This window comes from Burkholderia sp. Se-20378 (assembly GCF_017104665.1).
Classification (GTDB): domain Bacteria; phylum Pseudomonadota; class Gammaproteobacteria; order Burkholderiales; family Burkholderiaceae; genus Burkholderia; species Burkholderia lata.
This window is the reverse complement of record NZ_JAAGPG010000011.1, coordinates 1-23,146: the sequence shown is the minus strand read 5'-3', so window position 1 is coordinate 23,146 and position 23,146 is coordinate 1. Positions and strand designations below refer to the sequence as shown.

At 61.0% G+C, this 23,146-nt stretch carries 15 protein-coding genes, 4 tRNA genes and 1 rRNA gene; 1 reads left to right on the top strand and 19 read right to left on the bottom strand.

The annotated features are described in order from the left end of the window. Positions 1-28: 28 nt before the first annotated feature. The 18 genes from tuf (G3N93_RS03290) to G3N93_RS03205 all read right to left on the bottom strand — a co-directional run bounded on the left by tuf (G3N93_RS03290) (position 29) and on the right by G3N93_RS03205 (position 20,831). A complete protein-coding gene (gene tuf, locus G3N93_RS03290) occupies positions 29-1,219 on the bottom strand; it encodes an elongation factor Tu (RefSeq protein ID WP_011350666.1) in 1,191 nt (396 codons plus the stop codon). A 39-nt stretch (positions 1,220-1,258) separates the two neighbouring features. After that, positions 1,259-3,361 carry an elongation factor G gene (gene fusA / locus G3N93_RS03285; protein ID WP_011350673.1) on the bottom strand — a complete coding sequence of 701 codons (2,103 nt, stop codon included), beginning with the start codon at positions 3,359-3,361 and terminating at the stop codon, positions 1,259-1,261. Between the two features lie 123 nt (positions 3,362-3,484). After that, positions 3,485-3,955, bottom strand: coding sequence for a 30S ribosomal protein S7 (rpsG, locus tag G3N93_RS03280; protein WP_006477195.1), 471 nt, complete (start codon positions 3,953-3,955; stop codon positions 3,485-3,487). A 172-nt stretch (positions 3,956-4,127) separates the two neighbouring features. Continuing rightward, complete coding sequence (rpsL, locus tag G3N93_RS03275) at positions 4,128-4,508, bottom strand: 30S ribosomal protein S12 (protein WP_006400662.1); 381 nt, start codon at positions 4,506-4,508, stop codon at positions 4,128-4,130. 227 nt (positions 4,509-4,735) lie between these two features. Next, on the bottom strand, positions 4,736-6,583 hold the full coding sequence (recQ, locus tag G3N93_RS03270; RefSeq protein ID WP_206132269.1) for a DNA helicase RecQ: 1,848 nt from the start codon (positions 6,581-6,583) through the stop codon (positions 4,736-4,738). A gap of 316 nt (positions 6,584-6,899) precedes the next feature. Further along, positions 6,900-11,144 (bottom strand): DNA-directed RNA polymerase subunit beta', encoded by a 4,245-nt coding sequence (gene rpoC / locus G3N93_RS03265; protein ID WP_174939869.1) that lies wholly within the window; start codon positions 11,142-11,144, stop codon positions 6,900-6,902. Positions 11,145-11,165: 21 nt separating this feature from the next. Beyond that, a complete protein-coding gene (rpoB, locus tag G3N93_RS03260; protein ID WP_011350670.1) occupies positions 11,166-15,272 on the bottom strand; it encodes a DNA-directed RNA polymerase subunit beta in 4,107 nt (1,368 codons plus the stop codon). Positions 15,273-15,649: 377 nt separating this feature from the next. Next, positions 15,650-16,024, bottom strand: a complete 375-nt coding sequence (rplL, locus tag G3N93_RS03255; RefSeq protein WP_011350669.1) for a 50S ribosomal protein L7/L12 — start codon at positions 16,022-16,024, stop codon at positions 15,650-15,652. 63 nt (positions 16,025-16,087) lie between these two features. Next, a complete protein-coding gene (gene rplJ / locus G3N93_RS03250; protein WP_174939871.1) occupies positions 16,088-16,585 on the bottom strand; it encodes a 50S ribosomal protein L10 in 498 nt (165 codons plus the stop codon). Between the two features lie 295 nt (positions 16,586-16,880). Beyond that, complete coding sequence (gene rplA / locus G3N93_RS03245) at positions 16,881-17,579, bottom strand: 50S ribosomal protein L1 (RefSeq protein WP_174939873.1); 699 nt, start codon at positions 17,577-17,579, stop codon at positions 16,881-16,883. Then, positions 17,580-18,011, bottom strand: a complete 432-nt coding sequence (gene rplK / locus G3N93_RS03240; RefSeq protein ID WP_006477201.1) for a 50S ribosomal protein L11 — start codon at positions 18,009-18,011, stop codon at positions 17,580-17,582. 142 nt (positions 18,012-18,153) lie between these two features. After that, a complete protein-coding gene (gene nusG / locus G3N93_RS03235; RefSeq protein ID WP_006400672.1) occupies positions 18,154-18,711 on the bottom strand; it encodes a transcription termination/antitermination protein NusG in 558 nt (185 codons plus the stop codon). A 1-nt stretch (position 18,712) separates the two neighbouring features. Next, on the bottom strand, positions 18,713-19,093 hold the full coding sequence (secE, locus tag G3N93_RS03230) for a preprotein translocase subunit SecE (RefSeq protein ID WP_006482892.1): 381 nt from the start codon (positions 19,091-19,093) through the stop codon (positions 18,713-18,715). A 43-nt stretch (positions 19,094-19,136) separates the two neighbouring features. Continuing rightward, positions 19,137-19,212, bottom strand: a tRNA-Trp gene (locus tag G3N93_RS03225). Between the two features lie 59 nt (positions 19,213-19,271). Next, complete coding sequence (gene tuf, locus G3N93_RS03220) at positions 19,272-20,462, bottom strand: elongation factor Tu (RefSeq protein WP_011350666.1); 1,191 nt, start codon at positions 20,460-20,462, stop codon at positions 19,272-19,274. Between the two features lie 66 nt (positions 20,463-20,528). After that, positions 20,529-20,603 (bottom strand) — tRNA-Thr (locus G3N93_RS03215). Positions 20,604-20,627: 24 nt separating this feature from the next. Next, positions 20,628-20,701: transfer RNA gene (locus G3N93_RS03210), tRNA-Gly, on the bottom strand. Positions 20,702-20,745: 44 nt separating this feature from the next. Beyond that, positions 20,746-20,831, bottom strand: a tRNA-Tyr gene (locus G3N93_RS03205). 515 nt (positions 20,832-21,346) lie between these two features. Here G3N93_RS03205 and G3N93_RS03200 point away from each other — a divergent pair. Further along, positions 21,347-22,294 carry a hypothetical protein gene (locus tag G3N93_RS03200; protein ID WP_206132268.1) on the top strand — a complete coding sequence of 316 codons (948 nt, stop codon included), beginning with the start codon at positions 21,347-21,349 and terminating at the stop codon, positions 22,292-22,294. 736 nt (positions 22,295-23,030) lie between these two features. Here G3N93_RS03200 and rrf read toward each other — a convergent pair. After that, a 5S ribosomal RNA gene (gene rrf / locus G3N93_RS03195) occupies positions 23,031-23,143 on the bottom strand. Between the last annotated feature and the right edge of the window lie 3 nt (positions 23,144-23,146).

Below are 23,146 nucleotides of genomic sequence, written 5' to 3'. Positions count from 1 at the left end.
CCCCGTCGGGATCCGCGGATCGCCGATATTACTCGATGATCTTGGCGACGACGCCGGCGCCGACCGTACGGCCGCCTTCGCGGATTGCGAAGCGCAGACCTTCTTCCATCGCGATCGGAGCGATCAGCTTCACCGTGATCGACACGTTGTCGCCCGGCATCACCATTTCCTTGTCCTTCGGCAGCTCGATCGAGCCCGTCACGTCCGTCGTACGGAAGTAGAACTGCGGACGGTAGTTGTTGAAGAACGGCGTGTGACGGCCGCCTTCGTCCTTGCTCAGCACGTACACTTCAGCCGTGAAGTGCGTGTGCGGCGTGATCGAACCCGGCTTCGCCAGAACCTGGCCACGCTCCACGTCTTCACGCTTCGTGCCGCGCAGCAGGATACCAACGTTGTCGCCTGCTTGACCTTGGTCCAGCAGCTTGCGGAACATTTCAACGCCCGTGCAGGTCGTCTTCACCGTCGGCTTGATACCGACGATTTCGATTTCTTCGCCGACCTTCACGATGCCGCGCTCAACGCGACCCGTCACAACCGTACCACGACCCGAGATCGAGAACACGTCTTCAACCGGCATCAGGAACGCGCCGTCAACTGCACGCTCCGGCGTCGGGATGTACGTGTCCAGCGCGTCGGCCAGGCTCATGATCGCCACTTCGCCCAGCTCGCCCGTGTCGCCTTCCAGCGCCAGCTTTGCCGAACCCTTCACGATCGGCGTGTCGTCGCCCGGGAAGTCGTACTTCGACAGGAGTTCGCGAACTTCCATCTCGACCAGCTCGAGCAGTTCAGCGTCGTCCACCATGTCGCACTTGTTCAGGAACACGATGATGTACGGAACGCCAACCTGACGTGCCAGCAGGATGTGCTCACGCGTCTGCGGCATCGGGCCGTCAGCTGCCGAGCAAACCAGGATCGCGCCGTCCATCTGCGCTGCGCCCGTGATCATGTTCTTCACATAGTCAGCGTGGCCCGGGCAGTCGACGTGTGCGTAGTGGCGGTTAGCCGTTTCGTACTCGACGTGTGCCGTGTTGATCGTGATGCCGCGCGCCTTTTCTTCCGGTGCCGCGTCGATCTGGTCGTATGCCTTCGCTTCGCCGCCGAACTTCTTCGTCAGAACCGTCGTGATCGCTGCCGTCAGCGTCGTCTTGCCGTGGTCAACGTGACCAATCGTACCAACGTTCACGTGCGGCTTGGTCCGCTCGAATTTACCTTTTGCCATGATTCTCTTCTTTCAAAAATAATCGATTGTGATAACGAATTACTTCGTCTTCGCGCTGATGATCGCTTCTGCAACGTTCTTCGGAGCTTCAGCGTAGTGCTTGAACTCCATCGTGTACGTTGCGCGACCCTGCGTCAGCGAACGCAGCGACGTGGAATAGCCGAACATCTCCGACAACGGCACTTCGGCGCGCACGATCTTGCCGCCGCCGACCATGTCATCCATACCCTGGATGATGCCGCGACGACCCGACAGGTCGCCCATCACGTTGCCCATGAAGTCTTCCGGCGTTTCCACTTCCACGGCCATCATCGGCTCGAGCAGAACCGGATCCGCACGACGCATCGCTTCCTTGAACGCCATCGAACCGGCCATGCGGAACGCATTTTCGTTCGAGTCGACGTCGTGGTACGAACCGAACGTCAGCGTGACCTTCACGTCGACAACCGGGAAGCCTGCCAGCACGCCGCTCTTCAGCGTTTCCTGGATACCCTTGTCAACCGACGGGATGTATTCGCGCGGAATCACGCCGCCCTTGATCGCGTCGACGAACTCGTAGCCCTTGCCCAGTTCGCTGCGCTCGAGCGTGATGACCGCATGGCCGTACTGACCACGACCACCCGACTGCTTGACGAACTTGCCTTCGACGTCCGCGGCCGACTTGCGAATGGTTTCGCGGTACGCCACCTGCGGCTTGCCGACGGTCGCTTCCACGCCGAATTCGCGCTTCATCCGGTCGACCAGAATTTCGAGGTGGAGCTCGCCCATACCCGAAATGATGGTTTGACCCGATTCTTCGTCGGTCTGCACGCGGAACGACGGATCTTCCTGAGCGAGACGGTTCAGCGCCAGGCCCATCTTCTCCTGGTCAGCCTTCGTCTTCGGCTCGACGGCCTGCGAAATCACCGGCTCCGGGAAAATCATGCGTTCGAGCACGATCGGATGTGCCGGATCGCACAGCGTGTCGCCCGTGGTCGCTTCCTTCAGGCCGACCGCAGCAGCGATGTCGCCTGCACGAACTTCCTTGATTTCTTCACGCTGGTTCGCGTGCATCTGCAGAATACGGCCGAGACGCTCTTTCTTGTCCTTGGTCGCATTGAGCAGCGTGTCGCCCGAATTGACGACGCCCGAGTAGACGCGGAAGAAGATCAGCTGGCCGACGAACGGGTCGGTCATGATCTTGAACGCGAGTGCCGAGAACTTCTCGTCGTCGGACGCACGGCGTTCCGTCTTCTCGCCATTTTCGAGTTCACCCGTAACCGGCGGGATGTCGACCGGCGACGGCAGGAAATCGATCACGGCGTCGAGCATACGCTGCACGCCCTTGTTCTTGAACGCGGTACCGCACAGCATCGGCTGGATTTCGCACGCGATCGTACGGTCGCGCAGACCCTTGACGATCTCGGCTTCCGACAGCTCGCCTGCTTCGAGGTACTTGTTCATCAGGTCTTCGTTCGACTCCGCAGCCGCTTCGACCATCTTTTCACGCCATTCATTGCACGTGTCGACGAGTTCAGCCGGGATGTCGACGTAGTCGAACTTGGTACCTTGCGATGCCTCGTCCCAAATGATCGCCTTCATCTTGATCAGGTCGACGACACCCTTGAAGCCTTCTTCCGCACCGATCGGCACCACGACCGGAACCGGGTTCGCCTTCAGGCGCAGACGGAGCTGGTCGTAGACCTTGAAGAAGTTCGCGCCGGTACGGTCCATCTTGTTGACGAACGCGAGACGCGGCACCTTGTACTTGTTCGCCTGGCGCCACACCGTTTCCGACTGCGGCTGCACGCCGCCCACTGCGCAGTACACCATGCACGCGCCGTCGAGCACGCGCATCGAGCGCTCGACTTCAATCGTGAAGTCGACGTGGCCCGGGGTGTCGATGATGTTGATGCGGTGTTCCGGATAGTTGCCGCCCATGCCCTTCCAGAAGGCGGTGGTAGCAGCGGACGTGATCGTGATGCCACGCTCCTGTTCCTGCTCCATCCAGTCCATCGTGGCCGCGCCGTCGTGGACTTCACCGATCTTGTGGTTCACACCGGTGTAAAACAGAATGCGCTCGGTCGTCGTCGTTTTGCCGGCGTCGATGTGAGCGCTAATACCGATATTGCGGTAGCGCTCGATAGGAGTCTTGCGAGCCACTTTGATCCTCTACTGGGATGACACGATGCAGCGCTGCTGCATCATGCTTCAACACAAACGGGCGAGGCGCCTGAAAAGCGCACCCGCCCGGAATTTATTTCCGCTAAAAGCCCAGCCAGGCGCTTAGAAACGGAAATGCGAGAACGCGCGGTTGGCTTCTGCCATGCGGTGAACTTCGTCGCGCTTCTTCATCGCGCCGCCACGGCCTTCGGCCGCTTCGGAGAGTTCACCTGCCAGGCGCAGGGCCATCGACTTCTCGCTACGCTTCTTCGCAGCCTCACGCAGCCAGCGCATCGCCAATGCCATACGACGCGACGGGCGCACTTCGACCGGAACTTGATAGTTGGCACCACCAACGCGACGGCTCTTAACTTCGACCACCGGCTTGACGTTGTTGAGCGCAACCGTGAACACTTCCAGCGGGTCCTTGCCACCCTTGGTCTGGATTTGTTCGAATGCGCCATAAACGATGCGCTCTGCGACCGACTTCTTGCCGGACAGCATCAGCATGTTCATGAACTTGGCTACATCAACGTTACCGAACTTCGGATCCGGCAACACTTCCCGCTTGGGGACTTCGCGACGACGCGGCATGATTCTTCCTTTACTTGTTCAGTTGGAGCTGGTTCCAGCTCCGCGGCCACCAACAAACCCGATCACATCTTCACGACTAACCAGCTTGGCCGGGTGACCACTTACTCGACAGCACCGGCAATCCGGCACTCCCGCCTTGACCGCCCTACGGCGATCCCTGATCAAAAACTGCTTACTTGGCAGCCTTTGCACGCTTCGCGCCGTACTTCGAGCGCGCTTGCTTACGGTCCTTGACGCCCTGGGTATCCAGCGAGCCGCGAACCATGTGGTAACGCACACCCGGCAAGTCCTTCACACGGCCGCCGCGGATCAGCACAACCGAGTGTTCCTGCAGGTTGTGGCCTTCACCGCCGATGTACGAGATCACTTCGAAGCCGTTCGTCAGACGAACCTTGGCGACCTTACGGAGTGCCGAGTTCGGCTTCTTCGGCGTCGTCGTGTACACACGGGTGCACACGCCGCGACGCTGGGGGCAGTCCTGCAGGGCCGGGCTCTTGCTCTTCGTCGTTTCCGACTGACGGCCTTTGCGAACCAGTTGGTTGATGGTTGGCATTGTTTATTCCTGAAATTGAACAAAATCTGCGCATCGATTTCGGGCAAAGCGAGAATCGGCGCACAGTTGACTTCCGAACCGGCGAAACGGGTGCGAACCTTGGAACGCAACTCGGCCCACCGAATACCGGAACCCAGCATGATATTCCGGAAATACCAACTAAGTCAACGGCTTGCGTGATTCGCTTGCCGAACGTGTGGTTTACCGGAAGGGTCGGAACGCCTGTGTCAGGCCGACTCGACGACGCCGATGATCTCGTCGCCGAAGCGCTCCAGCTTGCGCACGCCCATGCCGGGGATATGGCGCAGGTCGTCGATCGACTCCGGCGCGTTGCGCGCGATCTCGGCAAGCGTCGCATCGTGGAAGATCACGTAGGCCGGCACGCCGTCCGTTTTGGCCGTTTCCGCACGCCACGCGCGCAGCGCATCCCACCGTGCGCGCTCACGCGTGCCCATGCCGGCCGTCGGATCGACGCGCGTACCGCTGCGGCTCGACGACTGGCGCGTGCGCTGCGGCTTCACGTAGCGACGCAGCGTGACCTTCTCTTCGTTCTTCAGCACGGGCTTCGCAGCCTCGGTCAGCACGAGCGCGCCGAAGCCGCCGTGATCGACGGCCAGGTAGCCGTACGCGACGAGCTGACGGAAAATCGCGCGCCATTCGGGCTCCGACAGCGACGCGCCGATCCCAAACGTCGTGAGCTGGTCGTGGCCGCGCTGCAACACCTTCTCGGTGCGCCCGCCGCGCAGGATCTCGATCAGGTGGCTCGAGCCGAAATTGAAGCCGCTTGCGCGCTGCGCGCGAAACACGCAGGACAGCGCCATCTGCGCTTCACGCGTGGCGTCCCACGAAGCCGGCGGCTCGATGCACGTGTCGCAGTTGCCGCACGGCTTGCTCTCCTCGCCGAAGTAGTTCAGCAGCCGCACGCGGCGGCACGAGATCGTCTCGCACAGCCCAAGCAGCGCGTCGAGCTTCGACGTCTGGACGCGCTTGTGCGCGTCGTCCGCATCGGACTCGTCGATCATCTTGCGCTGCTGGACGACGTCGCCGAGACCGTACGCCATCCACGCATTCGCGGGCATCCCGTCACGGCCGGCGCGGCCCGTTTCCTGGTAGTAGCCTTCGACGCTCTTCGGCAGATCCAGGTGCGCAACGAAGCGCACGTCCGGCTTGTCGATGCCCATGCCGAACGCGATCGTCGCGCACATCACGATGCCTTCCTCACGCTGGAACATTTCCTGGTGCTTCTGCCGCACCTCGAACTCCATCCCCGCGTGATACGGCAGCGCACGCACACCCTGCGCCTTCAGCCATTCGGCCGTTTCCTCGACCTTGCGGCGCGACAGGCAATAGACGACGCCCGCATCCGTCGTGCCGTCGGCATTCGTGTGTTCGGCACGGATGAAATCGAGCAGCTGCGAACGCGCGTTGTCCTTTTCGACGATCCGGTAGCGGATGTTCGGGCGGTCGAAGCTCGACACGAACACGCGTGCGTCGTCGAGCGCGAGGCGATGGATGATCTCGTCGCGCGTGATCGCATCGGCCGTGGCGGTCAGCGCGATGCGCGGCACCGACGGGAATCGCTCGTGCAGCACCGACAGCTGGATGTATTCCGGGCGGAAATCGTGCCCCCATTGCGACACGCAGTGCGCTTCGTCGATCGCGAACAGGCCGATCTTCGCGCGCTCGATCAGGTCGAGGAAGCGCCCCGTCATCAGGCGTTCCGGCGCAACGTACAGCAGGTCGATTTCGCCTTCGCGCAGCGCGCGCTCGGTCGCCGCGGCCTCGGCGCCCGACAGCGTCGAATTCAGGTAAGCCGCACGCACGCCCACTTCCCTCAGTGCGGCGACCTGGTCCTGCATCAGCGCGATCAACGGCGACACGACGATGCCGGCGCCCTGCCCGGCCTCGCGGCGCAGCAGCGCCGGAATCTGATAGCACAGCGACTTGCCGCCGCCGGTCGGCATCAGCACGAGGCAATCGCCGCCGCCAGCGACGTGCTCGACGATCTCGCCCTGCTGGCCGCGAAATGCGGGATAACCAAATACTTCGTCGAGGATTTCGAGGGCGCGGGACATGAATGAGGACAGGGACGGCTAAACGATGACCGCAATTTTAACAACCCGCTCGCGCGACGCGTGGCGAATCGTGCGGTTTTGGCCAATCGGCCAGTAATCGTTCGTGCGCATGACGGGCCTGCCGCGGCTACGCTGCAGTCAGCACAATGGCTGCGGCGGCGCCAGCAGTCAGGCGACACATCGCTCGCAAGCGACCTTCGCCGGCGCTGCGCAGGCCCGTCATGCGCGTAAACGACGGACGAAAAAAAACCGCCCGGCAGAACCGGGCGGTTTCGGTGACAACGAGGTAAGGCAAGGCGGCTCGCGCCGCCCGCACTTACTCGGCTGCCGGGTGTTGCTGCGGCTCTTCTGCCGGCGCGCTCGGCGTGCCGAAGTCGAAGGACTCTTCCGCTGCGATCTGGTCGAAACGCTCGCGATCCGACGATTCCTTCGCCTTGCGTGCCTTGTGGAACGCGAGACCCGTACCGGCCGGAATCAGACGGCCGACGATCACGTTTTCCTTCAGGCCACGCAGATCGTCGCGCTTGCCCATGATCGCCGCTTCGGTCAGCACGCGGGTCGTTTCCTGGAACGATGCCGCGGAGATGAACGAGTCGGTCGACAGCGATGCCTTCGTGATACCGAGCAGCACGTTGTCGTACGAAGCCGGACGCTTGTCCTCGGCGATCATGCGATCGTTCTCGTCCAGCATGTCGGAACGCTCGACCTGTTCGCCCGGGATGAAGCGCGTATCACCGTTGTCGGTGATCTGCACACGACGCAGCATCTGGCGAACGATCACCTCGATGTGCTTGTCGTTGATCTTCACGCCCTGCAGACGATACACGTCCTGCACTTCGTCAACGATGTAGCGCGACAGCGCCTCGATACCCTGCAGACGCAGGATGTCGTGCGGATCGGCCGGACCGTCCACGATCATTTCGCCCTTGTTGACGACCTGAGCATCGTGAACCAGAACCTGCTTTTCCTTCGCGATCAGGAACTCGTGCTGGTTGCCCTCGAGGTCCGTGATGACGAGACGCTGCTTGCCCTTCGTATCCTTACCGAACGACGTCGTACCGGTGACTTCCGCGAGAATGCCGGCATCCTTCGGCGAACGCGCTTCGAACAGTTCCGCCACCCGCGGCAGACCGCCGGTAATGTCACGCGTCTTCTGCGCTTCCGTCGGGATACGTGCGAGCACTTCACCGACCTGCACCTGCTGGCCATCCTTCACGGTGATCAGTGCGCCGACCTGGAAGCCGATCTGCACTGCGTGCTCCGTGCCCGGAATCTTCACTTCGTCGCCGTTCGCGTCGAGCAGCTTGACCTGCGGACGCACGCTCTTCGAAGCTTGCGAGCCACGACGCTTCACGTCGATCACGACCAGCGTCGACAGGCCGGTCACGTCGTCGATCTGCTTCGCGACGGTCACGCCTTCCTCGACGTTCTCGAACTTCACCGTACCACCGTACTCGGTGATGATCGGACGCGTCAGCGGATCCCACGTGGCGAGCTGCGTGCCTGCCTTGATCGTCACGCCGTCGAGCTGCAGCAGCGTCGCGCCGTACGGCACTTTGTGACGCTCGCGCTCACGACCGAAGTCGTCGGTGATCATCGCTTCGCCCGAACGGGAAATGACGATCTGCTCGCCCTTCGCGTTCGTAACGTAGCGCATCGTCGCCGTGAAGCGGACGATACCGTTGCTCTTCGCTTCGACCGACGAAGCCACTGCCGCACGCGATGCCGCACCACCGATGTGGAACGTACGCATCGTCAGCTGCGTGCCCGGTTCACCGATCGACTGTGCCGCGATCACGCCGACTGCTTCGCCGACGTTCACGAGCGAGCCGCGGCCGAGGTCACGGCCGTAGCAGGCTGCGCACAGGCCGTAACGCGTTTCGCAGGTCAGCGGCGTGCGCACGCGCACTTCGTCGATGCCGAGGCGTTCGATTTCCTCGACCGCCGTTTCGTCGAGCAGCGTGCCCGATTCGTACACCGTTTCCTGCGTTTCCGGGTTCACGACGTCCGCAACCGCAACGCGGCCGAGGATACGGTCACGCAGCGCTTCGACGACTTCACCGCCTTCGACGAGTGCCTTCATCGCCACGCCGTTCGACGTGCCGCAATCGTCTTCCACCACGACCAGATCCTGCGTGACGTCGACGAGACGACGCGTCAGGTAACCCGAGTTCGCGGTCTTCAGTGCCGTATCAGCCAGACCCTTACGTGCACCGTGGGTCGAGATGAAGTACTGCAACACGTTCAGACCTTCGCGGAAGTTCGCGGTAATCGGCGTCTCGATAATCGAGCCGTCCGGCTTCGCCATCAGGCCACGCATACCGGCCAGCTGACGAATCTGAACCGCCGAACCCCGGGCGCCCGAGTCGGCCATCATGTAGATCGAGTTGAACGACTCCTGGCGCGTCTCGTTGCCGTCGCGGTCCGTCACCGGCTCCGTCGACAGCTGCTCCATCATCGCCTTGCCGACCGCTTCCGACGTTGCCGACCAGATGTCGACCACGTTGTTGTAGCGTTCCTGCGCGGTGACGAGACCCGACATGTACTGGCGGTCGTACTCCTTCACCTTCTTCGCGGCGTCGCCGACGATCGTTTCCTTCTGCGGCGGCACGAGCATGTCGTCCACGCAGATCGAGATGCCGGCACGCGTCGCGAGACGGAAACCCGACTGCATCAGCTGGTCGGCGAACACCACCGTCGCACGCAGACCGCACTTGCGGAACGCCGTGTTGATCAGGCGCGAGATTTCCTTCTTCTTCAGCGGCTTGTTCAGCACCGAGAACGGCAGGCCGTGCGGCAGGATCTCCGACAGGATCGCGCGGCCGACGGTCGTCGCGTACAGCGAGATCTTCGGCACGAACGGCGGCGCGCCTTCCGACGTGTCTTCGTTGTGGACCATTTCGGTGATCCGCACGTTGACGCGCGATGCGAGCTCGACTTCCTTGTTCTCGTACGCGCGGATCACTTCCGACACGCCCGTGAACGACAGGCCTTCGCCCTTGCCGTTGACCGCTTCGCGGGTCGCGTAGTACAGACCCAGCACGATATCCTGCGACGGCACGATCGACGGATCGCCGTTGGCCGGGAACAGCACGTTGTTCGACGCCAGCATCAGCGTACGCGCTTCCATCTGCGCTTCGAGCGACAGCGGCACGTGAACGGCCATCTGGTCACCGTCGAAGTCGGCGTTGAACGCCGCGCAGACGAGCGGGTGCAGCTGAATTGCCTTGCCTTCGATCAGCACCGGCTCAAATGCCTGGATACCGAGACGGTGCAGCGTCGGCGCACGGTTCAGCATCACCGGGTGCTCGCGGATCACCTCTTCGAGGATGTCCCACACCACCGGCGTCTGGTTCTCGACTTCCTTCTTCGCAGCCTTGATGGTCGTCGCAACGCCCATCACTTCCAGCTTGTTGAAGATGAACGGCTTGAACAGTTCGAGCGCCATCAGCTTCGGCAGACCGCACTGGTGCAGCTTCAGCGTCGGGCCGACCACGATGACCGAACGGCCCGAGTAGTCGACGCGCTTGCCCAGCAGGTTCTGACGGAAACGACCGCCCTTACCCTTGATCATGTCGGCGAGCGACTTCAGCGGACGCTTGTTCGCGCCCGTCATCGCCTTGCCGCGACGACCGTTGTCGAGCAGCGAGTCGACGGCTTCCTGCAGCATCCGCTTTTCGTTGCGGACGATGATTTCAGGCGCCTTCAGCTCGAGCAGACGCTTCAACCGGTTGTTACGGTTGATCACGCGGCGATACAGGTCGTTCAGGTCCGACGTCGCGAAACGGCCGCCGTCCAGCGGCACGAGCGGACGCAGTTCCGGCGGCAGCACCGGCAGCACTTCGAGGATCATCCACTCGGGCTTGATGCCCGAGCGCTGGAATGCCTCGAGGACCTTCAGGCGCTTCGCGTACTTCTTGATCTTCGCTTCCGAGCCGGTGTTCTTCAGCTCGGTGCGCAGCGTCTCGACCTGCTCGTCGATGTTGATCGCGCGCAGCAGTTCACGCACGCCTTCCGCGCCCATTTCGGCACGGAATTCGTCGCCGTATTCCTCGACCTTGTTGTAGTAATCCTCTTCGGTCATGATCTGCCGCGCCTTCAGCGGCGTCATGCCCGGTTCGATGACCACATATGCTTCGAAGTACAGCACGCGTTCGATGTCGCGCAGCGTCATGTCGAGCACCATGCCCAGACGCGACGGCAGCGACTTCAGGAACCAGATGTGAGCGACCGGCGAGGCCAGTTCGATGTGGCCCATCCGTTCACGACGCACCTTCGCCAGCGTCACTTCGACGCCGCACTTCTCGCAGATCACGCCGCGGTGCTTCAGACGCTTGTACTTGCCGCACAGGCACTCGTAGTCCTTGATCGGCCCGAAGATCTTCGCGCAGAAGAGACCATCGCGTTCCGGCTTGAACGTACGGTAGTTGATGGTCTCCGGCTTCTTCACTTCGCCGAACGACCACGAACGGATCTTGTCCGGCGAGGCCAGACCGATCTTGATCGCGTCGAAAACTTCTTCCTGTTGGACTTGCTTGAATAGATCGAGCAGAGCTTTCATTGCTTTCTCTCCGTAGTCCGATTAATTGCGGTCGAGATCGATATCGATACCGAGCGAGCGGATTTCCTTCACGAGCACGTTGAAGGATTCCGGCATGCCTGCATCGATCACGTGATCGCCCTTGACCAGGTTTTCATAAACCTTGGTACGGCCGTTCACGTCGTCCGACTTCACCGTCAGCATTTCCTGCAGCACGTAGGACGCGCCGTACGCTTCGAGTGCCCACACTTCCATTTCACCGAAACGCTGGCCACCGAACTGCGCCTTACCACCCAGCGGCTGCTGCGTGACGAGCGAGTACGGGCCGGTCGAACGCGCGTGCATCTTGTCGTCGACCAAGTGGTGCAGCTTCAGGTAGTGCATGTAGCCAAGCGTCACGCGACGTTCGAACATTTCACCCGTGCGGCCGTCGTACAGACGGACCTGGTTCTTCGACGGGTTCATGCCGAGCTGTTCAGCGATGTCGTCCGGGAACGCGAGGTCGAGCATCTTGCCCATTTCTTCCTCGGTCGCACCGTCGAACACCGGCGTTGCGAACGGCACGCCTTCGCGCAGGTTCTTCGCGAGTTCGAGGATCTCTTCGTCGGTGAAGCTTTCCAGGTCTTCCTGGCGGCCCGAGTCGTTGTAGATCTTCGTCAGGAACACGCGCATTTCCTCGATCTTCGCCTGACGCTGCAGCATTTCGCCGATACGCCAGCCGAGACCCTTCGCGGCCCAGCCGAGGTGCACTTCCAGAACCTGACCCACGTTCATCCGCGACGGAACGCCCAGCGGGTTCAGCACGACGTCTGCCGGACGGCCATCGGCCATGTACGGCATGTCTTCGATCGGGACGATCTTCGACACGACACCCTTGTTACCGTGACGGCCTGCCATCTTGTCGCCAGGCTGCAGGCGACGCTTGACCGCGAGGTACACCTTGACCATCTTCAGCACGCCCGGCGGCAGTTCGTCGCCTTGCGTGAGCTTCTTGCGCTTCTCTTCGAACGCGAGGTCGAACTGGTGACGCTTTTCTTCGATCGAGTTCTTGATCGCTTCGAGCTGCGCCGCTGCTTCGTCGTCCGCAAGGCGGATGTCGAACCAGTGGTAGTGGTCGAGGTCTTCCAGGTAAGCCTGGTCGATCTTCGTGCCCTTCGCGAGCTTCTTCGGACCGCCGTTTGCGACCTTGCCCACGAGCATGCGTGCGAGACGCTGGAACGCGTCGCCTTCCACGATGCGCAGCTGGTCGTTCAGGTCGAGACGGTAACGCTTCAGTTCATCGTCGATGATCTGTTGCGCACGCTTGTCGCGCTGGATGCCTTCACGCGTGAACACCTGGACGTCGATCACGGTGCCGCTCATGCCCGACGGCACGCGCAGCGACGTGTCCTTCACGTCCGAAGCCTTCTCGCCGAAGATCGCGCGCAGCAGCTTCTCTTCCGGCGTCAGCTGGGTCTCGCCCTTCGGCGTGACCTTGCCGACCAGCACGTCGCCTGCTTCGACTTCAGCACCGATGTACACGATGCCCGATTCGTCGAGACGGCCGAGCTGGACTTCCGCCAGGTTCGAGATGTCGCGCGTGATTTCTTCCGGCCCGAGCTTCGTGTCGCGTGCAACGACGTTCAGCTCTTCGATGTGGATCGACGTGTAGCGATCGTCCGCAACGACCTTCTCCGAGATCAGGATCGAATCCTCGAAGTTGTAGCCGTTCCACGGCATGAACGCGATCAGCATGTTCTGGCCGAGCGCGAGCTCGCCCAGGTCCGTCGAGGCGCCGTCGGCCAGCACGTCGCCGCGCGAGACCTTGTCGCCCATCTTCACGATCGGACGCTGGTTGATGTTCGTGTTCTGGTTCGAACGCGTGTACTTGATCAGGTTGTAGATGTCGACACCGACTTCACCTGCGACTGCTTCGTCGTCGTTCACGCGAATCACAATACGGCCTGCGTCGACATAGTCGACGACGCCGCCGCGGAACGCCTGAACCGTCGTACCCGAGTCGACCGCGCAGGTACGCTCGATGCCCGTACCGACGACCGGCTTTTCCGGACGCAGACACGGCACGGCCTGACGCTGCATGTTCGAACCCATCAGTGCACGGTTCGCGTCATCGTGCTCGAGGAACGGAATCAGCGAAGCTGCGACCGACACGATCTGCGACGGTGCGACGTCCATGTACTGGATACGGTCCGGCGTGACCATCATCGTTTCGCCGGCTTCACGCGACGACACGAGTTCGTCGATCAGCTGACCGTTCTCGTCGATCGCGGCGTTCGCCTGAGCGATCATGTAGCGGCCTTCTTCGATCGCCGACAGGTAATCGATCTGGTCGGTCACCTTGCTGTCCACGACCTTGCGGTACGGCGTCTCGAGGAAGCCATACTCGTTCAGGTGCGCATACAGTGCGAGCGAGTTGATCAGGCCGATGTTCGGACCTTCCGGCGTTTCGATCGGGCACACGCGGCCATAGTGGGTCGGGTGCACGTCGCGAACTTCAAAGCCTGCGCGCTCGCGCGTCAGACCGCCCGGGCCCAGTGCGGAAACACGGCGCTTGTGCGTGATTTCCGACAGCGGGTTGGTCTGGTCCATGAACTGCGACAGCTGCGACGAACCGAAGAACTCGCGAATCGCCGACGAAATCGGCTTCGAGTTGATCAGGTCGTGCGGCATCAGGTTTTCGCTTTCGGCCTGGCCGAGGCGTTCCTTGACCGCGCGCTCGACACGCACGAGACCTGCGCGGAACTGGTTTTCCGCCAGTTCGCCGACGCAACGCACACGACGGTTGCCGAGGTGGTCGATGTCGTCCACTTCGCCCTTGCCGTTACGCAGCTCGACCAGGATCTTGATCGTCGCGAGGATGTCGTCGTCCTGCAGCGTCATCGGGCCGGTGATCTCGTCACGGCTGACGCGGCGGTTGAACTTCATACGGCCGACCTTCGACAGGTCGTACGCTTCTTCGCTGTAGAACAGACGGTTGAACAGAGCCTCGACCGCTTCTTCGGTCGGCGGCTCGCCCGGACGCATCATGCGGTAGATCGCGATGCGCGCGGCAGTCCTGTCGGTCGTTTCGTCGACACGCAGCGTCGACGAAATGTACGGGCCCTGGTCCAGGTCGTTCGTGTAGAGCGTCTGGATGTCCTTGATGCCCGCTTCGCGCAGCTTCTCGAGTACGCTTTCCGTGACTTCGTCGTTCGCGCTCGCGATCACTTCGCCGGTGTCGCCGTCGACGACGTTCTTCGCCAGCACGCGGCCGAGCAGATAGTCTTCCGGCACCGAGATGAACTTGGTCTTCGCGGCTTCGAGGTCGCGAATGTGCTTCGCGTTGATCCGCTTGTCCTTCTGGACGATGACCTTGCCATCACGATCCGTGATGTCGAAACGCGCGACTTCACCACGCAGGCGCTCGGGCACGAACTCGAGTTGTGCGCCTTCGTCCATCAGCGTGAAGTTGTCGAACACGAAGAAGTTCGCGAGGATCTGTTCCGGCGTCAGGCCGATGGCCTTCAGCAGGATCGTGACCGGCATCTTGCGGCGACGGTCGACGCGGAAGTACAGGATGTCCTTCGGATCGAATTCGAAGTCGAGCCACGAGCCGCGGTACGGAATGATCCGTGCCGAGAACAGCAGCTTGCCCGAGCTGTGCGTCTTGCCCTTGTCGTGCTCGAAGAACACGCCCGGCGAACGATGCAGCTGCGAGACGATGACACGCTCGGTGCCGTTGATGACGAACGAGCCCGTCGGCGTCATGAGCGGCATTTCGCCCATGTACACTTCCTGCTCTTTCACTTCCTTGACGACCGGCTTGTTCGGCGATTCCTTGTCGAGGATGACAAGGCGGACCTTCGCGCGCAGTGCGGAGCAGTACGTCAGGCCGCGCTGCTGGCATTCCTTGATGTTGAATGCCGGCGCGGACAGCGCGTAGCTCACGAACTCGAGGCGCGCGAAGCCGTTGTGCGAAACAATGGGAAATACCGATGTGAACGCGGCCTGCAAACCTTCAGGCTTGCGTTGCGCCGCGAGCACATCGGCTTGCAGAAACGTGCTGAATGATTCAAGCTGGGTAGCCAGCAAGAAAGGAACTTGGTGAACGATGGGGCGCTTCGCGAAACTCTTGCGAATGCGCTTCTTCTCGGTGAAGGAATATTGCATACGATCTCCGAATCACGGCGGGTGCTATCGAGGCGGAATACCTGGACGTTTCAAACCCGAGTGTTCACCGACTGAGACCCGATGGCCGTCCGACGGCTTGAACGAGCCGAGAAGCTTGGTGGTTGGCCGCTACCAACCGCTGGCTGACGGCAGCGGATGCCTGTGTTGCCCGCTACCCGACCAAACTTGCCTTCTGCAGTCGCTTCAGAAGACAAAGAGAACCGCCATTCGTGATCAATCGCAACGATCAGACGGTTTTCTTTGGCTTCTGGGGCCGATTATTCGGGCTCCCGAATGAGTGCCAGAATAACGACCCCACAAAGCACAAAAAGGCCGGCGGTGAAAATACCGCCAGCCTTCGCACAGCGCGTCGAAACTTACTTGATTTCGGCCTTCGCGCCTGCGTCTTCCAGCTTCTTCTTGGCTTCGTCAGCAGCAGCCTTCGGCACTGCTTCCTTGACCGGCTTCGGTGCGCCGTCAACCAGGTCCTTCGCTTCCTTCAGGCCCAGGCCCGTCAGTTCGCGAACTGCCTTGATGACTGCAACCTTGTTGCCGCCTGCTTCGAGCAGCATGACCGTGAATTCGGTCTGCTCTTCAGCAGCAGCAGCAGCGCCGCCGCCTGCCGGGCCAGCGACTGCAACTGCAGCTGCCGACACGCCAAACTTCTCTTCGAATGCCTTGACCAGTTCGTTCAGTTCCAGAACGGTCATCCCTTCGACTGCTGCCAGGATGTCTTCTTTTGCGATTGCCATTTGAAATACTCCTAAATTGAATTCGGATACAGCCAGCGATCAATGACGCTGATGCACGTTCGATTACGCAGCTTCCGCTTGCTTCTTCTCGGCCAGCGCGGCAAGAGCGCGCGCGAAGCTCGAAACAGGCGATTGCATAACGAACAGCAGCTTCGAGAGCAGTTCTTCGCGGCTCGGGATGCTTGCCAGCGCTTGCACGCCAGCCTTGTCCATCACCTTGCCATCGAACGAACCAGCCTTGATGACCAACTTGTCATTGCTCTTGCTGAAGTCGTTGACGACCTTAGCAGCAGCAATTGCATCTTCCGAGATGCCGTAGATCAACGGGCCAGTCATCTGCTCTGCCAGCGGAGCAAACGGCGTACCTTCGACAGCGCGACGCGCCAGCGTGTTCTTCAACACGCGCAGGTAAACCTTTTGCTCACGCGCTTGCGCGCGCAGCTTGGTCAGATCGCCAACCGCAATTCCACGATACTCAGCCAGCACAACGGTCTGGGCCTTCGCGACTTGCGCGGAAACCTCAGCGACGACGGCTTGCTTGTCTTCTCTATTAAGCGGCACGGTTAGCCTCCAGAAACGATACGTTCGGCACGAAACCTCACGTACCTCGTTCAACAACGGCGTCCGACCTCGTTAGGAGTATTTCCACCTCATGCCGGGAATCGCTTCACGGCCTGCGGCTTCACCACTGCAAAACTTTTTCGGGTTCGCCATCTGCGTTGGCTTGAATTAAGGGTTCGCCCGACTGCTGCGCCCCACCAACGGTCTTTGATAACCGGTTGCCCGCCTTGCTGCACGAACAACCGCCCAAAGCCCATGTAGGCCGCTTCGCGAACGAAGCAGCCCGAATACTTGCTTACTGCGCTGCCAGCGTAGCCTGGTCAACACGCACGCCGACGCCCATCGTGCTCGACAGTGCGATCTTGCGCAGGTAGATGCCCTTGCTCGTTGCCGGCTTTGCCTTCTGCAGCGCTTCGATCAGCGCCGACAGGTTCGAACGCAGTGCGGTCGGTTCGAACGATGCACGGCCGATGGTCGCGTGGATGATACCGGCCTTGTCGACACGGAATTGCACCTGACCAGCCTTCGCGTTCTTGACGGCGGTTGCGACGTCCGGCGTGACCGTACCGACCTTCGGGTTCGGCATCAGGCCGCGCGGGCCGAGGATCTGACCGAGCGTACCGACGATACGCATCGTGTCCGGCGAAGCGATCACGATGTCGAAGTCCATCTGGCCAGCCTTGATCTGCTCTGCCAGGTCTTCCATACCGACGATTTCCGCGCCTGCTGCACGCGCTTGCTCAGCCTTCTCGCCTTGCGCGAACACTGCAACGCGAACCGACTTGCCCGTACCTGCCGGCAGAACGACCGAACCACGAACGACCTGGTCCGACTTCTTCGCATCGATGCCGAGCTGGACTGCGACGTCGATCGACTCGTCGAACTTCGCGCTCGCGCATTCCTTCACGAGGCTCAGTGCGTCTTCGATCGCGTACAGCTTCTGACGATCAACCTTGGCAGCAAATGCCTGACGGCGCTTGGAGATCTTAGCCATTTACACGCCCTCCACAGTGATGCCCATCGAGCGTGCGCTACCAGCGATGGTGCGAACGGCTGCGTCCAGATCAGCTGCCGTAAGGTCCGGCATCTTGGTCTTAGCGATTTCTTCAGCTTGAGCGCGCGTGATCGAACCGACCTTGTCGGTGTGCGGCTTGCTCGAGCCCTTGTCCACCTTCGCCGCCTTCTTGATCAGGACGGTCGCCGGCGGCGTCTTCATCACGAACGTGAAGCTCTTGTCAGCGAATGCCGTGATGACCACCGGCACCGGCAGACCCGGCTCCATGCCTTGAGTCTGCGCGTTGAACGCCTTGCAGAACTCCATGATGTTCAGGCCGCGCTGGCCCAGTGCCGGACCGACCGGCGGCGACGGGTTGGCTTTACCTGCAGGGATCTGCAGCTTGATAAAGCCGATAATCTTCTTTGCCATTTGTGAACCTCATTGGAACGCCAGAGAAGGCGTTCGGTGAGTAATAACGCGCTTTCGCCACGGGCTACTGACGCTCCTCAACGGCCATGACGCGGGCCGTAAGCGCGAAGGTGGGCAGCCGAGGCTGCCCACCGAATCGGGATCAAACTTTTTCGACCTGGCCGAACTCGAGTTCGACCGGGGTGGATCGGCCAAAGATGGTGACCGACACACGCACGCGCGATTTTTCGTAGTTGACTTCTTCGACGGTGCCATTGAAGTCCGTGAACGGGCCTTCCTTGACACGCACCATCTCGCCGACTTCGAACAGGGTCTTCGGGCGCGGCTTCTCAACGCCTTCCTGCATCTGCGACATGATCTTCTCGACTTCCTTCGGGGAAATCGGGGTCGGGCGGTTGCGTGCACCGCCGACGAAACCGGTGACCTTCGCGGTGTTCTTCACGAGGTGCCACGTTTCGTCCGTCATTTCCATCTCAACCAGCACGTAGCCGGGGAAGAAACGACGCTCGGTTACTGCCTTGTGGCCGCCTTTGACTTCGACCACTTCTTCGGTCGGGACCAGGATCTGACCGAATTTGTCCTGCATGCCAGCACGTTCAATGCGCTCCTGAAGCGCACGTTGCACGCTCTTCTCCATACCGGAGTAGGCGTGCACGACGTACCAACGCTTTCCGCTCGGGGATGCCGGAGTATCGCTCATATCATTTCCAACCCAGAATCGCCGAGAAAATCACCCATTCGATCGATTTGTCACTCAACCAGAGGAAAATCGCCATCACGAGCACGAAACCGAACACGACGAGTGTGGTTTGCGTTGCTTCCTTGCGGGTGGGCCAAACGACCTTGCGGACTTCCTTGTACGAATCCTTGGCAAAGGCGATGAGGCTCTTGCCAGGTGCGGACATCAGCCCGACGGCCACGCCGGCGATGATACCTACCGCCAACGCGGCACCGCGGACATACCACTGCTGATTGGCCAGCCAGAAGAAGCCCACGAATCCGGCCAAGACCAACAATACGCCCAGGGCCAGCATCAGCTTATCGCCGGAGGTATTTACAGTTTCGACGGATGGATTCGCCATAACACCTTAAAACAAATGCCACGTAGGACACGTGGCTATTTTTTGGCAGGGGCAGAGGGAATCGAACCCCCAACCTTCGGTTTTGGAGACCGACGCTCTGCCAGTTGAGCTATACCCCTAAACCATGCTGGGGCCGGCTGTTGCCAGCCCCAAAACTGTCGATCAACGAATAACTGGCTTACTCGATGATCTTGGCGACGACGCCGGCGCCGACCGTACGGCCGCCTTCGCGGATTGCGAAGCGCAGACCTTCTTCCATCGCGATCGGAGCGATCAGCTTCACCGTGATCGACACGTTGTCGCCCGGCATCACCATTTCCTTGTCCTTCGGCAGCTCGATCGAGCCCGTCACGTCCGTCGTACGGAAGTAGAACTGCGGACGGTAGTTGTTGAAGAACGGCGTGTGACGGCCGCCTTCGTCCTTGCTCAGCACGTACACTTCAGCCGTGAAGTGCGTGTGCGGCGTGATCGAACCCGGCTTCGCCAGAACCTGGCCACGCTCCACGTCTTCACGCTTCGTGCCGCGCAGCAGGATACCAACGTTGTCGCCTGCTTGACCTTGGTCCAGCAGCTTGCGGAACATTTCAACGCCCGTGCAGGTCGTCTTCACCGTCGGCTTGATACCGACGATTTCGATTTCTTCGCCGACCTTCACGATGCCGCGCTCAACGCGACCCGTCACAACCGTACCACGACCCGAGATCGAGAACACGTCTTCAACCGGCATCAGGAACGCGCCGTCAACTGCACGCTCCGGCGTCGGGATGTACGTGTCCAGCGCGTCGGCCAGGCTCATGATCGCCACTTCGCCCAGCTCGCCCGTGTCGCCTTCCAGCGCCAGCTTTGCCGAACCCTTCACGATCGGCGTGTCGTCGCCCGGGAAGTCGTACTTCGACAGGAGTTCGCGAACTTCCATCTCGACCAGCTCGAGCAGTTCAGCGTCGTCCACCATGTCGCACTTGTTCAGGAACACGATGATGTACGGAACGCCAACCTGACGTGCCAGCAGGATGTGCTCACGCGTCTGCGGCATCGGGCCGTCAGCTGCCGAGCAAACCAGGATCGCGCCGTCCATCTGCGCTGCGCCCGTGATCATGTTCTTCACATAGTCAGCGTGGCCCGGGCAGTCGACGTGTGCGTAGTGGCGGTTAGCCGTTTCGTACTCGACGTGTGCCGTGTTGATCGTGATGCCGCGCGCCTTTTCTTCCGGTGCCGCGTCGATCTGGTCGTATGCCTTCGCTTCGCCGCCGAACTTCTTCGTCAGAACCGTCGTGATCGCTGCCGTCAGCGTCGTCTTGCCGTGGTCAACGTGACCAATCGTACCAACGTTCACGTGCGGCTTGGTCCGCTCGAATTTACCCTTGGCCATTTTCGACTCCCAAAAGGAATTTCACAGGTTGCGCCGCGCGCAAACAAGACACTGACTTTGTACTGCTGGTGCCCATGGGCAGGATCGAACTGCCGACCTCTCCCTTACCAAGGGAGTGCTCTACCACTGAGCCACATGGGCGCTTTACGCTTCAACTTCGCGGTCTGGAGCGGGTGAAGGGAATCGAACCCTCGTCGTAAGCTTGGAAGGCTTCTGCTCTACCATTGAGCTACACCCGCACGGGCCACAAACGATTCCTTACCGCTCACTGCGCTGATAATCTTGGTGGAGGAGGTTGGATTCGAACCAACGTAGGCGTAAGCCAACAGATTTACAGTCTGCCCCCTTTAGCCACTCGGGCACCCCTCCGTAGAGAACTGACGATTATGGGGGTGCATCGCACATCTGTCAAGCACATCCGGAAGATTATTTTCACTCTCTTCCCGACACCTGCTTGACCACCAACCTCCCGCCCTTGCCCGGCTAAGGCAAGCATGGGTACCACCGATCAGTGCCACATCTTCGTCAGACTCCGCCCTCAACGTCGATCTGCATCTACGCTGAAAACGAAAGACCGCCATCATACGACCTCTTTCGCACTCTGCCAAGCGGGTAAACGAAAAATTTCCGCAAATTTCGTGCCGGGCGGATTCGTTGATCAATCCCCGATATTTTGAGGGATGCCGCTTCGGATCTCACGGGTTGTCAAATTCGACCTGCAGGCGATGTACGTGACAAGGCTTTCGGGTGTTTTCCGGCAACTGCCTCGGGCCCGCCGGCCGGCTGCAGACGGGAAGTCATGGGCGCGGCATCGACCTTTGCCGGCTTCAGCGACAGGCGCGATACCATCGCGGGTCAACTGCCCGCCTCCGGTTCGGACCCCTATGCGCCTGCTTGCCGTTGTGATGACCTTCATGGCTTTGACCGCGCATGCCGCGGGTCCGTCGGACGACTGGTGTCGCTCGAGCACGATCACCAGGATCCGCCAGCTGGCGCTCGCTGACAGCCACGCTCCAGGACGCCCGGCGGCAGCCTCAATGCTCGCCGCATATGACCGGCTGGAACCCGCGCTCGATGCCGGGTGTCTCGATTCGCAACACGGCGGTTCCGCCGGGACGCCCCCGTTGAGCCAAGATGCGATCGCCTATGCGTGGCTGCTCAACGATGCGTCCATGTACCTCGTCGGCGCCGGCGACAATGCGCCAGAACGTGAGTCCGGCGGCCCGGCGTGCATCGACCCATTGCAGCCATTACTCGGCGACGATATGCGTCCCCGCCCGGGCCTGCCCCGCAGGCTTGTCGAAGCGATCTCGGCGAACATCCGGCAATGTGCCGCCCACTGCATCTCGCCATCGTGCAAGCCGATGAACGTCAGTATCTGGTCGGCCTATCGCAGCGAATCCTCGGCATACACGCGACATCCCGCGTGCCCGTTCGATACTCGCCTCGTGCAGCTGAACGTCAATACCTGCGTTGGATTCGACGCCGGCGCGTTTTCCGCTTCGCATCCATCCGACGACGCGGGAAAGCTGGCGTGCGACATCCAGTCTTCAGCACCTACTGCTCGCTGCCCTGCGTTGGTCGTGCTAACGCGAGATCAAGGCCGGAACACGACGCGCCGGTTTTCGCCGGGCGATGGCTCCGCACTCCGGGATCCGAGTACCGCATGCACGGTGCGATCGACCGGCGTCGACGCTGGCGGCACACACTTCGCGTTAATGGGCGAAGGGCGAGACTGCTTTGGCGGCACGGCCTATTCGCTCATCGAAGAAATCTATATGTTGCGCGACGGGCAGCCCGTGCTCGTCAAAAGGAACAGCGCGGATTTCTGATGCCATCCGGTCGATGAGCTCGCGGACATGCAGTTCGCGCTGCACACCGATTCTTTCGATCCGACTGGTTACGCATGCCCGTTTTTTGTGTGGGTCAACTTGAGCGAAGATGCGACGAATTAAGAGATCAAAAGTTCAGGATGACTACACGATGTCATCCTGGGCGCAATCCGTCTTCACTCGCTCGATGGGTAACAGTCGTTCAGTGCTCGTGGCAAGAACACGCCAAAACGTCCGATTGAGGCGACCCGTTGCCCGGGTCATGCCGACGGTTCACGCGGTGACGGAGGCCGCGAAACATGCTCGATAGGCACGGAATTGCGATGATGGCCTTAGCCCGCGGATAAGCTCAATACGCCGATGAACGACGCCAGATAGCCGGCAATCGAAGGATTGGTAATGCTGCACCGGACCACGGCCCGCGACGCTCGAATCTACGTCGAGAGGTAGTCAGGTATGCGATGGAGTCGCTACTCGACCTGGCCGTCGTCGTGAACAGCCGGAGGATGGATGTTTGAATGTGGATTTCGGCCAGCGCCAGCCACCCGTGTGGGGCCAGCTCGATCGGTTTGATCAGGGGGCGCAGAGCGGCGGGTCGTTCGAGGGCGGCAGGTCCCTAAATCGGTTCATTCGTCGCCCCAGCTCCAGCCAGGCCGCCCATCCCGATCCCCTGCGCATTTCCGTCGCTCAAATGCAAAAACCCCCGCCTTTCGGGCGGGGGTTTCTGGCTTAGGGAGCCTGACGATTACCTACTTTCACACGGGAATCCGCACTATCATCGGCGTAGAGTCGTTTCACGGTCCTGTTCGGGATGGGAAGGGGTGGGACCGACTCGCTATGGTCATCAGGCAA

Coding starts and splice junctions, on each gene's coding strand:
- tuf (WP_011350666.1), bottom strand. CDS start 1,219: ATGGCAAAAGGTAAATTCGAGCGGACCAAGCCGCACGTGAACGTTGGT.
- rpsG (WP_006477195.1), bottom strand. CDS start 3,955: ATGCCGCGTCGTCGCGAAGTCCCCAAGCGGGAAGTGTTGCCGGATCCG.
- rpsL (WP_006400662.1), bottom strand. CDS start 4,508: ATGCCAACCATCAACCAACTGGTTCGCAAAGGCCGTCAGTCGGAAACG.
- recQ (WP_206132269.1), bottom strand. CDS start 6,583: ATGTCCCGCGCCCTCGAAATCCTCGACGAAGTATTTGGTTATCCCGCA.
- rpoC (WP_174939869.1), bottom strand. CDS start 11,144: ATGAAAGCTCTGCTCGATCTATTCAAGCAAGTCCAACAGGAAGAAGTT.
- rpoB (WP_011350670.1), bottom strand. CDS start 15,272: ATGCAATATTCCTTCACCGAGAAGAAGCGCATTCGCAAGAGTTTCGCG.
- rplL (WP_011350669.1), bottom strand. CDS start 16,024: ATGGCAATCGCAAAAGAAGACATCCTGGCAGCAGTCGAAGGGATGACC.
- rplA (WP_174939873.1), bottom strand. CDS start 17,579: ATGGCTAAGATCTCCAAGCGCCGTCAGGCATTTGCTGCCAAGGTTGAT.
- rplK (WP_006477201.1), bottom strand. CDS start 18,011: ATGGCAAAGAAGATTATCGGCTTTATCAAGCTGCAGATCCCTGCAGGT.
- nusG (WP_006400672.1), bottom strand. CDS start 18,711: ATGAGCGATACTCCGGCATCCCCGAGCGGAAAGCGTTGGTACGTCGTG.
- secE (WP_006482892.1), bottom strand. CDS start 19,093: ATGGCGAATCCATCCGTCGAAACTGTAAATACCTCCGGCGATAAGCTG.
- tuf (WP_011350666.1), bottom strand. CDS start 20,462: ATGGCCAAGGGTAAATTCGAGCGGACCAAGCCGCACGTGAACGTTGGT.
- G3N93_RS03200 (WP_206132268.1), top strand. CDS start 21,347: ATGCGCCTGCTTGCCGTTGTGATGACCTTCATGGCTTTGACCGCGCAT.